A 14,893-nucleotide genomic window follows, 5' to 3' on the forward strand; every position below is an offset into this window, starting at 1 on the left:
CTAAGATTCGTCCCCATGCGAATCACCGTCTACCTCACCGACAACCGCCCAGACCCCTGGATCGAGGGCCTCAAGGCCGAACTCCCCGATGCCGTCATCGAAGCCTGGAAGCCCGGCGCGCCGCAGGCCGACCATGCCGTGGTGTGGGCGCCGCCGCAGGAATTCATCGACCAGCAGCCCGCGCTGCGCGGCATCTTCAACATTGGCGCGGGCGTCGATGCGCTGCTCAAGCTCAAGGTGCCCGCGCACACGCGCATCGTGCGGCTCGACGATGCGGGCATGTCGGTGCAGATGGCCGAATACGTGTGCCACACGCTCATCCGCCACTTCCGCGAATTCGACGTGTACGAGGCGGATGCGCGCGAAGGCAAGTGGAGCTACCGCAAGCCGAAGCTGCGGCGCGACTTTCCGGTCGGGATCATGGGCCTGGGCGTGCTGGGCGAACGCGTGGCCAAGGCCGTCGCGCAGTTCGAGTTTCCGGTGCTGGGCTGGAGCCGCTCGCCCAAGGCGATCGATGGCGTGCAGGTGTTCAGCGGCGAGGCGCAGTTCGATGAGTTTCTTTCGTCCACGCGCGTGCTGGTCAACCTGCTGCCGCTGACCGAGGCCACGCGCGGCATCCTCAATCGCAAGACGCTGGGCAAGTTGAAGCCCGAGGGCTATCTCATCAGCATCGCGCGCGGTGCCCACCTCGTGGAAGAAGACCTGATCCCCATGCTGGACGCCGGCGAACTCGCGGGCGCCACGCTCGATGTGTTCCAGGTCGAGCCGCTACCGGCTGACCACGCCTTCTGGCGCCATCCAAAGATCACCGTCACGCCCCATGGTTCGGCGCGCACGCTGCGCGAGGAGTCCATCGCGCAGATCGCCGGGAAGATCCGCGCGATGGAAGAGGGCCGGCCGATCAACGGCATCGTCGATCCCGTCCGGGGCTACTGACGCGATGCGCCACCGGCGATCTCGCTGAAAGGAGGCGAATGAAGGGGAAACCCTGACGCTTTTGTTTTTCACATACGCGAAAATTTATTCATGGTTGTGAAAACAGCGTTTCGCGTGATCGAGATCGTCGAGCTCTTCGCCCGGGAGAAGCAGCCGCTGGCGCTGTCCGAGATGGCGCGGCTGCTCGACATGCCGGTGTCCAGTTGCCTCGGCCTCATCCGCACGCTCGAAGAGCAGGGCTACATGTACGAGACCGGCCGCCGCCAGGGCTACTACCCGACGGGCAGGCTGCTCGCGATGGCGCAGGTCATCGCCGCGCACGACCCGGTGCTCGACCGGGTGAAGGCCACGCTCGAAGAACTGCGCGACGCCGCGCGCGAGACCGTGGTGTTCGGCAAGTTCCGCGATGCGACCCAGGTGGTCTACCTCGACGTGCTGAGCGCGCCGCAAAGCATCCGCTACACGGCCGAGTCGGGCGAGACGCGGCCCGCCTACGCCAACTCTCTGGGCCGCGCGCTGCTTTCCACGCTCGCGCCCGATACGCGCCGCAAGCTGCTGGACGGCATGCCGCTCCTGCCGCTGACCGACGCCACGCTCACCACCACCGACGCCATCGAGGCCGAACTGCAGCGCTCCGCCGCGCGAGGCTGGTACGGCAACCTCGGCGAAAGCATTCCCGACCTGATCGGCCTGGCCTGGCCGCTGCGCATCGGCGGCGAGGCCTACGCGATCTCGGTCGCGGGCCCGCGCTACCGCATGGAGCCGCGCATCGAGGAGATCGCCGCGATGCTGCGCTCGGCGTGCCTGGCGATCGAACCCAAGACAGAAAGCCCCCGATGACCACCACCACCACCACCACCACCGCTGCACGCTACTTCGTCCGCGAAGACGAGATCGCCGGCTACCACCCGGCCAACCACACCGGCACGCTGAACAAGCGCCTGATCGGCCCCGAGACTGTGGGCGCGAAGCAGCTCGAAGTGCTGGTGGGCCACATCCAGAAGGGCAAGGGCGCGCTGCCGCATGCGCACCCGGGCATCGAGCAGGTCTGCTACATGCTCGAAGGCCGCGCGGTCGCCGAGGTGGGCGGCCAGCGGCAGGAGCTGCACCCCGGCGACAGCTGCTTTTTTCCGGCCGACGCGATGCACACCTTCACGGTGGTGAGCGACGAGCCGGTGCGCGTGCTGGTGATCTACAGCCCGCCGTACGAGGAACTGCCGGAGCGCGTGATCCGGCCCTGAACGACAACCACCCGGAGACAAAAAACCATGCAGACGAAGAACGCGACAGAAACAGTCGCGGTGGAAAGCCGCCGCCGTTTCATTTCCATCGGCGCCGCCGCGAGCATCGCCGGCGCCGCGCCGTGGGCCTTCGCGCAGGACGGCGGCTACCCGAAGCAGCCGATCCGCCTGGTCGTGCCCTTCGCGGCCGGCAGCGGCACCGACGCGGTGGCGCGCATCACGGGGCAGATGCTCGGCGAAGCGCTCAAGGGCTCGGTCATCGTGGACAACAAGGCGGGCGCCAACGGCGTGATCGGCGCGGAGGCCGTGGCCAAGGCGCCGCCCGACGGCTACACGCTCTTCATGACCACCAACACCACGCACTCGGCCAACCCGAGCCTCATGAAGCACCTGCCCTACGACCCGGTGAAGGACTTCGCGCCCATCAGCCGCATGGGCAACCTGCCGTTCATGCTGGTGGTCAACAACGACCTGCCGGTCAAGAGCGTGGCCGAGCTGCTGGCCTGGGGCCGCGCGCATCCGGGCAAGCTCACCTATGCGAGCGGCAACAGCACCGGCATCGTGAGCGGCGCCACGCTCTCGCGCATGAGCGGCGTGCCGATGCTGCACGTGCCCTACAAGAGCACGCCGCCGGCCATCGCCGACCTGATCGGCGGGCAGGTGTCGATGATGGTGGTCGACCTCGCCGCGGGGCTCGCCACGGTGAAGGCCGGCAAGATGCGCGCGATCGCGGTCACCACGCAGGAGCGCACCAAGCTCTTTCCCGAACTGCCGCCGCTGGCCGACACGCCCGAGCTCAAGGGCTTCGACATCACTTCGTGGAACGGCGTGTTCGCACCGGCCGGCACGCCGCGCGACATCGTGCAGAAACTCAACAAGGCGCTGTCGGAGATGGCCAACGGCGCGGTCTTTCGCGAGCGCGTGAGCAAGCTGGGCTTCGATGCGTTCGGCAGCACGCCGGAAGAACTCGGCGCATTCACCGTGTCGGAGTTGGCCAAGTGGAAGAAGCTGATCCAGGCCGCCGGCATCCAACCCGAATGAGTTCGCAAGACACGTCCGCCGCTGGCCCGCTGCAGGGCCTGCGCATCCTCGACCTCACGGCCGTGGTGATGGGCCCCTACGCCACGCAGACGCTCGGCGACCTGGGCGCCGACATCGTCAAGGTCGAGCCGCCTTCGGGCGACAACCTGCGCGCCGTCGGCCCGATGCGTCATGCGGGCATGGGCGCGATGGCGATGCACCTGAACCGCAACAAGCGCTCGATCGTGCTCGACCTGAAGCAACCCGAAGGCCGCGAGGCGTGCCTGCGGCTCGCGGCGGGCTGCGATGCGCTCATCTACAACACGCGCCCGCAGGCGATGGCGCGGCTCGGGCTCGGCTACGAGGCGGTGGCGGCGGTTAACCCGAAGATCGTCTATCTCGGCGCGTTCGGCTACGGCGAAGAGGGCCCGTATGCCGGCAAGCCCGCGTACGACGACCTGATCCAGGGCGCGGCCGGCGTCGCCTCGCTCTTCGCGCAGCAGAGCGGCGACGCGCCGCGCTATGCGCCAGTCACGCTCGCCGACCGCGCGGTGGGTCTGCAAGCGGCCATCGCGCTCCTTGCCGCGGTGCTCAACGCGCAGCGCACCGGCAAGGGCCAGGCGGTGGAGGTGCCGATGTTCGAGGCGCTCTCGCAGTTCGTGATGGGCGACCACCTCGGCGGCCACAGCTTCGAGCCGCCGCTCGGACCCACCGGCTACGCGCGGCTGCTCGCGCCGCATCGCAAGCCGTATGCGACGGCCGACGGGCACCTGAGCGTGCTGATCTACAACGACAAGCACTGGCAGGCCTTCTTCGACGTGATCGGCCGGCCCGAGCTGCGCGCCTCGCCGATGTTCGGCACGCACACGGCGCGCGCCGCGAACATCGGCGCGGTCTATGCGTTCGTCGCCGAAGTGATGGCCACGCGCGGCAGCGATGAATGGATGGCGGTGCTGGAGGCGGCCGACATTCCGGTCGCGCGCCTGCACAGTACCGAGAGCCTGCTCGACGACGCGCACCTGCGCGCGGTCAATTTTTTTCCCGAGTTCGATCACCCGAGCGAAGGCCGCATCCGCACGCTCGCACCGGTCGGGCGCTACAGCGCCACGCCCGCATCGATCCGCCGCCCCGCGCCGCGCATCGGCGAGCAGAGCGTCGAGCTGCTGCGCGAAGCGGGCTACGCGGACGACGACATCGAACGCATGCTCGCGCGCGGCGTCACGCTGCAGCCGGAACCCACGAAAGACAGCGAATGAATTTCTCCCTGAACGAAGACCAGCGCTCGCTCGTCGCGGCCATCGAACGCCTCTGCGAAGACTTCCCCATCGAATACTGGCGCGACCACGACGAGCGCGCCGCGTTTCCGCACGAGTTCCACCGCGCCGTTGCCCAAAGTGGCTGGCTCGGCATCGCGATGCCCGAGGCGCAGGGCGGCGCGGGCCTGGGCATCACCGAGGCGGCGCTGATGATGCGCGCCATCAGCGCGTCGGGCGCGGGCATGTCGGGTGCGTCGTCGGTGCACATGAACATCTTCGGACTCAACCCGGTGGTGGTGTTCGGCAGCGAGGCGCAGCGCCAGCGCTTCTTGCCGCCGCTGATCGCGGGCACCGAGAAGGCGTGCTTCGCCGTGACCGAGCCCGACGCAGGGCTCGACACCACCAGCCTCAAGACACAGGCGGTGCGCCAGCCGAACGGCGGTTACCTGCTGCACGGCCGCAAGATATGGATCTCGACCGCGCAGGTGGCCGACCGCATGCTGATCCTCACGCGCACCACGCCCATCGAGCAGGCGAAGAAGCCGACGCAGGGCTTGACGCTCTTCTACACGGCGCTGGACCGCAGCAAGGTCGAGGTGCGCGAGATCCACAAGCTCGGGCGCGCGGCGGTGGACTCCAACATGCTCTTCATCGACGGCCTCGAAGTGCCCGAGGAAGACCGCATCGGCGAGGAAGGCCGCGGCTTCGAATACATCCTGCACGGCCTCAACCCCGAGCGCATATTGATCGCCGCCGAAGCCATCGGCATCGGCCGCGCCGCGCTGCGCATCGCCGCGCAGTACGCGCAGGAGCGCGTCGTGTTCGGCCGGCCCATCGGCCAGAACCAGGGCGTGGCGCATCCGCTCGCGCGCGCCTGGGCCAACCTGGAGGCGGCCGACCTGATGATGCTCAAGGCCGCGACGCTGTACGACACGAACGAGCCCTGCGGCATCGAGGCCAACGCGGCCAAGTACCTGGCCGCCGAGGCGGCGCACGACGCCTGCCAGAACGCCGTGCTTACGCTCGGTGGCATGGGCTATGCGAAGGAATACCATGTCGAGCGCCTGCTGCGCGAGAGCTACATACCGCGCATCGCGCCGGTGAGCCCGCAGATGATCCTGAACTTCATCGCAGAGAAGGCGCTCGGGCTGCCCAAGTCGTACTGACCGCTGTCCATATGAACCTCAACGCCACCGTCACCCGCCATCTCGTCGTCCGCGGCCTCGTGCAGGGCGTGGGCTATCGCTGGTCGATGGTGCAGGCTGCGCAGCGGCTCGGCCTGCGCGGCTGGGTGCGCAACCGGCGCGACGGCAACGTGGAGGCGCTCGCGATGGGAGATGCCGACGCGGTCGAGGCGCTGGTCCGCTGGGCGCGCCAGGGGCCGGCCGGTGCGCGCGTGGATGCGGTCGATGTGAACCAGATCGCGCCCGCGAGCGATGCGCCCGACGGCTTCGCGCAGCGCGAAACCGTCTAGTCTTGCTGTGTCACGGGTTCTGGGGTTGAACTGGAATGAGTGCTCAAGTCAAAACGGAATGGCTGCCTGTCGATGTTGTGCTCGCCTGCGCAGGTGCATAGCGTTCGATCCACTTCGCTGCGACTGCATATGCCATCGTTGGGCGCTTCGGACGGCAATCCTTGACCGGGTAGCCGCAGTCTTGAGCCATCACCTTGGTTTTCGCGATGCGCTGCTCGACCAAGCCGATGATCAGATCATCGTTCACGAGCGCGCCTGCAGCCATCACCGTCTCGACCTGCTTTCCCAACGCTGTCCCGGCCTTGATTGCCGCGCGCAGCATGTCGCCTGTCGATATCTGGGGAATTGCGAACTCTTGGCAGATCAGGCTGGCTTGCGTGCCTTTGCCTGCGCCTGGAGGACCAGGTAAAACCAGCTTCATCAAACGCCCCGAGAACTTGTGCTGTCGCCTGATGCCGAAAACTGCTCAAGAATGGCGGGGTTCTCGAGTGTCGAGGTGTCCTGTTTGACCTCTTCCCCATTGGCGATCGAGCGGAGCAGACGACGCATGATTTTTCCGCTTCGTGTCTTGGGCAGACTTTCTCCGAATCGGACCTCCTTGGGCTTTGCGATGGGACCAATCTCTGAGCCCACCCAGTTGCGCAGTTCGCTGATGAGCTGCAATGCCTCGTCGCCGCTCGGCAGGCTTCGCTTGAGAACCACGAACGCGCTGATCGCCTCGCCTGTGACGTCGTCCGGACGTCCTACCACTGCGGCTTCAGCGACCAACGGGTGCGCGACCAGCGCGGATTCAATCTCCATCGTTCCCATGCGATGTCCCGACACGTTCAGCACGTCATCGATGCGTCCTGTGATGGTGAAGTACCCGGTGAACTCATCGCGGATGGCGCCATCGCCAGCCAGATACAGATTGCCGCCGAGTTCGGCGGGGAAATACGCGCTCCTGAAGCGCTCGGGATCGCCCCAGATGGTTCGAATCATCGAAGGCCAGGGCCGCTTGACCACCAAGAGCCCGCCCTGTCCATTGGGAACCTCTACGCCCGATTCATCCACGATGGCAGCCTGAATGCCCGGTAGTGGCAAGGTACAGGAACCGGGCACCAGATCTGTGGCCCCCGGCAGCGGGGCAATCAGATGCCCTCCAGTCTCGGTCTGCCAGAACGTGTCGATCACCGGGCAGCGCTCGCCGCCGATGTTCCGGTGGTACCACATCCAGACTTCAGGATTGATAGGTTCTCCTACGGTGCCGAGCAGCCGCAAACTGGAAAGGTCGTACTGTTTCGGATGGATGTCCGCGTTCGTTTCCGCGGCCTTGATCAACGCACGGATCGCGGTAGGCGCCGTATAGAAAATACTGACCTTGTGACGCGCGATCATGTCCCAGAAGCGGCCGCTATCCGGGTAGCTTGGCACGCCTTCGAAAACCACCTGCGTCGCGCCGGCGATCAAGGGACCATATGCGATGTACGTATGACCCGTGACCCATCCGATATCGGCTGTACACCAGAAGAGGTCGTCAGGCTTGAGGTCAAACGTCCACTGCATCGTCATCAATGCCCACAGCAGGTAGCCCGCGGTGCAGTGTTGAACCCCCTTGGGCTTACCGGTGGAGCCGGATGTATAGAGTACGAAGAGCGGATGCTCTGCATCGACGGGCTCTGCATCGCAGCTTTGTGGCTGGTTCGCCACGAGCTCACTCATCCAGCGATCACGGCCTTCGACCCATTCGATCTGGCCCCCGGTCCGACGATAGACCACTACCGCCCTGACGGCTGCACAGCCTCCCATCGCCAGCGCTTCGTCGACGATGGCCTTCAGCGGCAAATTTTTGCCGCCACGTACCTGTTGATCGGCGGTGATCAATGCCACCGCGCCCACATCCACCACCCGCTCTTGCAGCGACTTGGCGGAGAACCCTCCGAACACCACGGAGTGCGTTGCGCCGATGCGGGCACAGGCTTGCATGGCCACGATTCCCTCGATCGACATCGGCATGTAAATGACGACTCGATCACCAAGCCTCACACCCAGTTCTTTCAGCCCATTGGCGAGCTGGCAGACACGAGCGTGCAATTGGCCGTAGGTGATCTGGGTAACAGCTCCATCGTCCGCCTCGAAAATGAGGGCAACCTTCTGCGCGTTTCCGTTCTTCAGATGACGGTCCAGACAGTTGTAAGAAGCATTGAGGGTGCCGCCATCAAACCATCGACAGAACGGTGCGTCGCTCTCGTCAAGTACCGTTGTGAAGGGCTTGCTCCAGTGCAACAGATCGCGCGCGCGACGACTCCAAAATCCTTCGTAGTCCCGCTCGGCTTCGTTGCACAGTGCGTGATAGGCATCCATGCCTGCAACCTCGGCGTTTCTTGCGAAGGAAGCCGGAGGATGGAAGGCACGATGCTCCGGGATTTTGGATTCCATGGATGACATAGTCCTGGTTCCTGAACTCTGGGTAGTAGCTTTGGACTTACCAGGGCAGCGAATAGGTCTTGGTGTTGGTGAAGCTCTTCATCGCCTCGAGCACGCCTTCCTTGTAGCCCAGGCCCGAGTCCTTGATGCCGCCGAAGGGCGTGAGCTCCAGCCGGTAGCCCGGCACTTCGCGCACGTTGACGCTGCCGACATTCAGCTCGCGGATGAAGCGCGTGATGTAGTCCAGGCGATTGGTGCAGACCGCCGACGAGAGGCCGTAGGCCGTGCCGTTGGAGATGCGGATCGCCTCGTCGATGCTCTTGAAGCGGATCACCGGCGACACGGGCCCGAAGGTCTCGTGCTTGGCCACGGTCATCTCCGGGTCCACGTGGTCGAGCACCGTCGGCGAATAGAGCGCGCCGCGGCGCTCGTTGCCGTAGCGCAGCTTGGCGCCGGCGGCGATGGCTTCGTTGACCACGGCCTCGAACTGCTTGGCCGCGGCCTCATCGATGACGGTGCCCATGTCCGTTTCAGGGTCCATCGGGTCGCCATATTTCAGCGCACGGGTCTTGGCGACCAGCAGTTCGACGAACTGGTCAGCCACCGACTCATGCACCAGCATGCGTTTGACTGCCGTGCAGCGCTGGCCCGAGTTCTTGTACGAGCCGTTGGCCGCGAGCGTGGCGGCCTCCTCGACGTCGGCGTCTTCCATCACGATGATCGGATCGTTGCCGCCCAGCTCCAGGATCTGGCGCTTGTAGACGGCCTTGCCCGCGATGTACTTGCCGATGGGCACGCCGCCGGTGAAGGTGACCAGGTCCACGTCGGCGTTGGTGAGCAGCTCGTCGGCGATCTCCTTCGGGTCGCCGGTGAGCACCGACAGCATCTGCGGCGGCAGGCCCGCTTCGTAGAGGATGTCGGCCAGCAGGAACGCGGTGAGCGGCGTCTTCTCGCTGGGCTTCAGAACGATGCGGTTGTTGGTCGCGATGGCCGGCGCCACCTTGTGGATCACCTGGTTCAGCGGATGGTTGAACGGCGTGATGGCAGTGATGGCACCCAGCAAGGGCTCGCGCATCGTGTAGACCTTGCGGCTCTTGCCGTGGTGCGTGAGGTCGCACGAGAACACCTGGCCATCGTCCACCAGCGCCTGGTTGGCGGCGAACAGCAGCACGTCGGACGCACGGCCCACTTCGTACAGCGAGTCCTTGCGCGAGAGCCCCGACTCCAGCGTGATGGTGCGCGACATCTCGTCCAGGCGCGAGGCGATGATCTCGCCCGCGCGCATCAGGATCTTGTAGCGCTCGTAGCGGGTGAGCGTGGGCTTGTAGTCGCGGGCGATGCGCAAGGCGTTGCGCACGTCGTCCAGCGTGGCCTTGGGCACGGTGGCGATCACTTCGCCGGTGTAGGGGTAGGTCACGTCGATCGTGCGATCGCGATGGACCTTTTCTCCGGCGATGCGCAGGGCCTCGCGGTGGATGGTGCCTGGCTTCAGGATGGCTTGGCTCACTTGGCTCATGGAGGTGCTCCGGATGACGTTTCGTTATGGGGCGTGGTTCAGCGCGATGTCCAGCGCATCGAAGTTGCGCAGGCGCCGGCCGGCGGCGATGCCGGTCACCGGACGGTTGCAGATCAGCGGCACGCGCTGCTCCGACACGCCGCCGTGCGAGCGCAGCGGCACTTCGAGTGCCGACAGGTCGTGGCGGCTCGCCGAGGTGCCGATGACCGTGTTGCGCTCGCTCACGACCACGATGTCGCCGATGCGGTCGGGCGGCAGTTCGAAGCGCTGGGCGGCGTCCTTGCGCGAGAGCACGAGCTCCATGCCCGGCACCTGCCTGATGCGATCGATCCAGCCGGGCGCGCTCGCCTCGTCGGGCGCATAGACGGTGGCGAACGAGCCGAGCGCACCGTGGTGCACCACGTAGGGGTCGGTGATCGGCAGGATCACGCGCGCCGTGCCGGCGCCGTACCAGCCGTCCAGCACGTCCTGCAGGTAGATGACGTTGGGCGAGCCGTCGGCGCCGTGCTTGTCGTTCATGCCGTGGTCGGCGGTGACCACGATGGTGGCGCCCAGCGCATCGAGCTGCGCGAGGTAGCCGTCCATCATCGCGTAGAAGGCATTGGCCGCGGGGCTGCCGGGCGCGGCCTTGTGCTGCACGTAGTCGGTGGTCGAGAGGTACATGAGGTCGGGCCGCTGGCGCTCCATCAGCTTCACGCCCGCCGCGAACACGAACTCCGACAGCTCTGCGCTGTAGACCGAGGGCACCGGCATGCCGACCATGCCGAGCACGTCGTCGATGCCGTTTTCTTCCATCGTCACCTGGTCCGACTTCTCCGACGAGAAGCAGATGCCCTTCATCTTGTGGCCCAGGAGCTTGCGCAGCTTGTCCTTGGCGGTGACCACCGCCACCTTGGCGCCCGCATCGGCGAACGCGGCCAGCACGGTGCCGGCGCGCAGGTACTTGGGGTCGTTCATCATCACTTCCTGGCCCAGCTCGCGGTCGAAGAAGTAGTTGCCGCAGATGCCGTGCACCGCGGGCGGCACGCCGGTCACGATCGACAGGTTGTTCGGGTTGGTGAACGAGGGCACCACGCAATCGCCCAGCAGGTTGGCGCCCGACTTGATCATGCGATCGAAGTACGGGGCGACGCCGGCCGCGATGGCCGCGTCGAGGTAGGCCGGTTCGCTGCCGTCCACGCACACGACCACGACGGGGCGTGCCATCCAGCGATAGCTTCGACCGTTGACTTCGAGCAGGTTGGGTTTCACGAATTGCACTCCTTGGTTGTTGAGATGTGAGCTGTCCTGCTTGCGGCTCAGCGACGGATGAACGCCGCGATGCACGCACTGATCAAGCAGCTCGCCGCGACGATGGGAAACACCAGCGAGGTGTTGCCCGAGTGGTCCAGCATCCGGCCGATCAGCGGCTCACCGAGCCCGGCGAGCAGGTAGGAAAAGAAGTTCATGACGCCGGTGGCGGTGCCCGCGCGCTTCGCTCCGACCAGGTCGGGACACAGGGCCCAGAACGACGAGGCCGGTCCGTAGACGAAGAAGCCCGCAAGGAAGAGCAGGCCCAGGCCGAGGATGCTCGTGGGCAACAGGTACATGCCGATCGAAGCGGCCGCACCGAGCAGCATGTACAGCACGATGGCCTTGTAGCGCTTCGAGCCGAAGACCTTGTCGGAGATCCAGCCGTTGGTGAGCGCACCGAAGGCCATGCCGACCGGCAGTGCGACGGAGATCCATGCCGGATCGATCATGCCGTCGGCGGCCTTGGCCCAGTCCTTGCCGAGAAAGTGCACCGGCACCCACACGATCAGCCCGTAGCGCGCCGCGTTCTGGAAGCCGATCGACAACGCGGCAATCATCAGCTTCGGGTTGCTGAGCACGGCCTTGTAGCGCGCCCACGAGCTTTCTTCGGCTTCGTGCCCGGCATGGGCTGCCCTGGCATCCTCCGCATTGGCAACGCCGGTGTCGGGCGACTTGAAGCCGAGGTCTTCCGGACGCTCACGAGCGATCAGATAGAAGGTGATGCCACCCACCAACATCAGCAACACCGGAAGCCGGAAGATCCAGCGCCAGTCGAGGTGGAACACGTTCACGACCAGGATGGACGTGACGAAGGACAGCACCGACGCGCAGCCTGCCGCGAAGGTGTAGCAGCCGAACACCTTGCCGCGCTCCTGCGCGCCCCACCAGTTCGACAGCAACCGGCTGCCGGGCGCCCAGCCCAGGGCCTGGAAGTAGCCGTTCACGCCCCAGGGGATGGCCAGGCTCTTGAACCCGATCGCGAAGCTGACGACCCAGTTGGCGGCACACGAAAGAATGGCGCCGGCCGTCATGACGCGCCGGCCGCCGAACTTGTCGGCCAGATTGCCATTGATGGCCTGGCCCACGGCGTAGCACCACAGAAGGCAGCTCGAGGCCCAACCGAGGACTTCCTTCGAGAGCCCGAATTCCTTCTGGATGCCCGGAATGGCAAAGCCGAATGTCTGCCGCCCCGTGTAGAAGAAGAAGTAGCAGAACATGGCGGCCAGCAGCATCCGCCACTGGGCCTTTCTGAACGAATTCTCGAGAGGCGGAGCGTAGGTGCCCGCCGGCAGGGTCTGGTTGGTTGCTTGCATGGTTTGTCTCCATTTCTTGACGGGCGTGGGGCCCGTAAGACCGGCTCGAAACGGCCGGCATTGCTGTCTTGCTGTATCTGTCTTTTCTCGCTGCGCAGTCCCTGCCTGTCAGGCCAACGCCGCCGCGCCGATGAAGTTCTTGCCGCGCGCCCCGTCCATGGCGCGCGTGATCATGGCCGCCGCTTCGCTGTCTGCGACGCCATAGTCGGCAAACTCGGTCTTCACGCCAAGCCCCTGCAGGAATGCTCGCAGGCGCTGTGTGGCAGTCGCCAGGTCGGTGCCGAAGATCAGCTGCAACGTCCGGTCGCGGTCGGGCGAACGGGCCCATGCTTTTTCCAGCACGATCGGCAGCGTGAACGAGCACGCGATGCCGTGGGCCAAGCCGTGGCGCAGCGTCATCTCGTAGGAGATGGAGTGCGCCAGCGCCGTCTTGGTGTTGGAAAACGCCATGCCGGCCTTCAACGCGGCCAGCGCCATGCGCTCGCGCAGGTCGAGGTTGCCCAGGTCCTTGAGCAGCGCCGGCAGGCAGTCGAAGATGTCGCGCACGGCCGAGACGGCGAAGGTGTCGGAGACCGGGTTGGCGTTGACGTTCCAGATGGCTTCGAGCGCATGCGAGAGCGCATCGAGCCCCGTCGACACCGTGGTGCCCGCCGGCACCGAGAGCATGAGCTCGGGGTCGACGATGGCGGCCTCGGGCCAAGTGGCGTCCAGGTGCAGCGAATACTTCTTCTGGTTGCCGGCGTCCCAGATGGTGGCCCAGGGCGTTACTTCGCTGCCGGTGCCGGCCGTGGTCGGTACGGCAATCAGCGGCTTGACGCTGGTGGGCACAAAGGGCTGGCCGGTGGCCAGCAGCGCGAGGAGTTCGTCGAACTGCCCGTTGGCCGTGCCCACCATCAGGGCCTTGGCCGTGTCGATGGCGCTGCCGCCGCCGACCGCCACGATGGCGTCGCAGTGCGCATCCGATTGCCAGAAGGTGTTGTAGAGGTCGCGCAGGTGGGCGACATCGGGGTTGGGGCGCACGTCATCGATCACGGTGACGAGCGCGTCGCCCAAGAGCGCCTGCAGGCGATCGACCAGGCCGAGCCCTCGGGCCTCGGGGAAGGTGACGAGCGCGACGCGGCGGCCCGCCAGAAGCGAGGGCAGCCGTTCGAGGCTGCCTCGGCCGGAATGAGTGGACACGGGATTGTGATAAGCGTGGGGCATCTGTTTTGTCTCCGATGAGGAGCAGTTCCTGGCGGACTCTTTCGGGTCCCCTCGGGCCTGCGGTTTTTGCTTGGGCCGCAGTGTCGAATTCGTGGGGCACGCCGTCCAATCGCATTTTTGACGTCGGCATGATCAGAAACCGATAGTTCGCGCTCGGGCGATCGATCACGGGGAAACCGCTCATGCCCCTTGACTTCAGATGTGAGACGCTTGCTGCGTTTCTCTTTCGCGACTATTCGCGCCTCGCCGCATGTTTCATCAGTACTACAAGTGGATCCGGTGCTTCCACGCCGTCGCCAAAACGGGCGGATTCACGTCGGCAGCACATTACCTACATATCGGCCAGCCCACTGTGACCGATCAGGTCAAGGCTCTGGAGGAGCGCTTCAACGTAGAGCTGTTCCTTCGCGGTGGGCGCAACGTTCGATTGACCCCTGCAGGCGAGCGCCTCTATGGCATTACTCAAGGTCTTTTTGGCCAAGAGGAAGAGACGATCCAGTACTTGCAGAGCGCACACAAACTCGAAGCCGGGCTGATTCGCATTGGAGCGGTGTCTCCCCCAATAGCTCTGGAACTAATCCGCAACTTCAAACGCGCGCATCCCTCGCTCGAACTGACGATATCCATTGGATCGGAGGAGTCGACCCTGCACGGACTCCAGGACTTCGACATCGATGTCGGCATCATGGTCGAGCCGCCGCCCGTCCAGGGCTTGCACACCATCGCCTTTCGCAGCGAGCGGATCATCGCCGTAGTCCCTGCAGGTCATCCATGGACCCAGCGCCTCTCGATCTCGACGCAGGACATCGAGCACGAGTCGCTCATTCTTCGAGAGCCGGGATCGAAGACTCGTCAGCGCGTTGAGCGCGCCTGCCAGCATAAAAGTGTGCGCATGAACTGCGTTATGGAAATCAACAGCCGTGAGGCCATCCTGCATGCTGTGGCCAACGGTATGGGTATTGGCTTCGTCACGCAGGTCGAATTCATCCCCTTGCCAGGGCTCGCTGCGGTACTGATCGATGACGAGGAGCTCTCGATCAGCTACTCGATTTGCTGCCTGTCCGTGCGTACGGATCGGCCGTTGATCAACGCGCTGCTGACGGTGGCGCTTGAGTCGCGCTGACGGTCAGAAGCGAGCGTCTATGGAGGTTAGGGACGGTCTGAAAAAGCCTTCAGTTGGCTTGATGGCGAGCACGCATATTCGGTCGTTGCGCTTGCAGCGCCGCCTCGCCGAT

The 14,893-nt window shown here is 65.3% G+C and carries 13 protein-coding genes and 1 pseudogene; 8 read left to right on the forward strand and 6 right to left on the reverse strand.

Annotated elements, in window-relative coordinates:
• Nucleotides 1–15: 15 nt before the first annotated feature.
• The 7 genes from ACZYRS_RS04795 (at nt 16) to ACZYRS_RS04825 (ending at nt 5,927) form a co-directional block, all read left to right on the forward strand.
• Nucleotides 16–936 carry a 2-hydroxyacid dehydrogenase gene (locus ACZYRS_RS04795; protein WP_463418311.1) on the forward strand — a complete coding sequence of 307 codons (921 nt, stop codon included), beginning with the start codon at nt 16–18 and terminating at the stop codon, nt 934–936.
• 90 nt (nt 937–1,026) lie between these two features.
• Entirely contained in the window at nt 1,027–1,776 is a 750-nt protein-coding gene (locus ACZYRS_RS04800; RefSeq protein ID WP_463418312.1) for an IclR family transcriptional regulator, read from the forward strand.
• Nucleotides 1,773–2,177, forward strand: coding sequence for a cupin domain-containing protein (locus tag ACZYRS_RS04805; protein ID WP_463418313.1), 405 nt, complete (start codon nt 1,773–1,775; stop codon nt 2,175–2,177). The genes ACZYRS_RS04800 and ACZYRS_RS04805 overlap by 4 nt, the downstream gene beginning before the upstream one ends.
• A 27-nt stretch (nt 2,178–2,204) precedes the next feature.
• The gene (locus tag ACZYRS_RS04810) at nt 2,205–3,218 is read left to right on the forward strand and encodes a Bug family tripartite tricarboxylate transporter substrate binding protein (RefSeq protein ID WP_463418314.1); all 1,014 of its coding nucleotides are present in this window, start codon (nt 2,205–2,207) and stop codon (nt 3,216–3,218) included.
• A complete protein-coding gene (locus ACZYRS_RS04815) occupies nt 3,215–4,453 on the forward strand; it encodes a CaiB/BaiF CoA transferase family protein (RefSeq protein WP_463418315.1) in 1,239 nt (412 codons plus the stop codon). Before ACZYRS_RS04810 ends, ACZYRS_RS04815 begins: the two co-directional genes overlap by 4 nt.
• Nucleotides 4,450–5,619, forward strand: a complete 1,170-nt coding sequence (locus tag ACZYRS_RS04820) for an acyl-CoA dehydrogenase family protein (protein WP_463418316.1) — start codon at nt 4,450–4,452, stop codon at nt 5,617–5,619. Before ACZYRS_RS04815 ends, ACZYRS_RS04820 begins: the two co-directional genes overlap by 4 nt.
• Before the next feature lie 11 nt (nt 5,620–5,630).
• Nucleotides 5,631–5,927 (forward strand): acylphosphatase, encoded by a 297-nt coding sequence (locus tag ACZYRS_RS04825; RefSeq protein WP_463418317.1) that lies wholly within the window; start codon nt 5,631–5,633, stop codon nt 5,925–5,927.
• A 199-nt stretch (nt 5,928–6,126) separates the two neighbouring features.
• Here ACZYRS_RS04825 and ACZYRS_RS04830 read toward each other — a convergent pair.
• The 6 genes and pseudogenes from ACZYRS_RS04830 to psrA all read right to left on the reverse strand — a co-directional run.
• Nucleotides 6,127–6,348 (reverse strand): annotated as a pseudogene (locus ACZYRS_RS04830) (adenylate kinase family protein); the annotation flags it as partial.
• Nucleotides 6,348–8,354, reverse strand: coding sequence for an acetate--CoA ligase (gene acs, locus ACZYRS_RS04835; RefSeq protein WP_463418318.1), 2,007 nt, complete (start codon nt 8,352–8,354; stop codon nt 6,348–6,350). The gene acs and the pseudogene ACZYRS_RS04830, both read right to left, overlap by 1 nt.
• Nucleotides 8,355–8,391: 37 nt before the next feature.
• The gene (gene phnY / locus ACZYRS_RS04840; RefSeq protein WP_198789811.1) at nt 8,392–9,849 is read right to left on the reverse strand and encodes a phosphonoacetaldehyde dehydrogenase; all 1,458 of its coding nucleotides are present in this window, start codon (nt 9,847–9,849) and stop codon (nt 8,392–8,394) included.
• Between the two features lie 24 nt (nt 9,850–9,873).
• Nucleotides 9,874–11,100 (reverse strand): phosphonoacetate hydrolase, encoded by a 1,227-nt coding sequence (phnA, locus tag ACZYRS_RS04845; RefSeq protein WP_463418319.1) that lies wholly within the window; start codon nt 11,098–11,100, stop codon nt 9,874–9,876.
• A 47-nt stretch (nt 11,101–11,147) separates the two neighbouring features.
• Nucleotides 11,148–12,455, reverse strand: coding sequence for an MFS transporter (locus ACZYRS_RS04850; RefSeq protein WP_463418320.1), 1,308 nt, complete (start codon nt 12,453–12,455; stop codon nt 11,148–11,150).
• A gap of 108 nt (nt 12,456–12,563) precedes the next feature.
• Entirely contained in the window at nt 12,564–13,658 is a 1,095-nt protein-coding gene (gene psrA, locus ACZYRS_RS04855) for an iron-containing alcohol dehydrogenase PsrA (RefSeq protein ID WP_463418321.1), read from the reverse strand.
• 250 nt (nt 13,659–13,908) lie between these two features.
• On the opposite strand from psrA, the gene ACZYRS_RS04860 reads away from it, so the two are divergent.
• Nucleotides 13,909–14,781, forward strand: a complete 873-nt coding sequence (locus ACZYRS_RS04860; protein WP_198786685.1) for a LysR substrate-binding domain-containing protein — start codon at nt 13,909–13,911, stop codon at nt 14,779–14,781.
• Nucleotides 14,782–14,893: the final 112 nt, after the last annotated feature.

This window comes from Variovorax sp. AC194 (assembly GCF_979257995.1).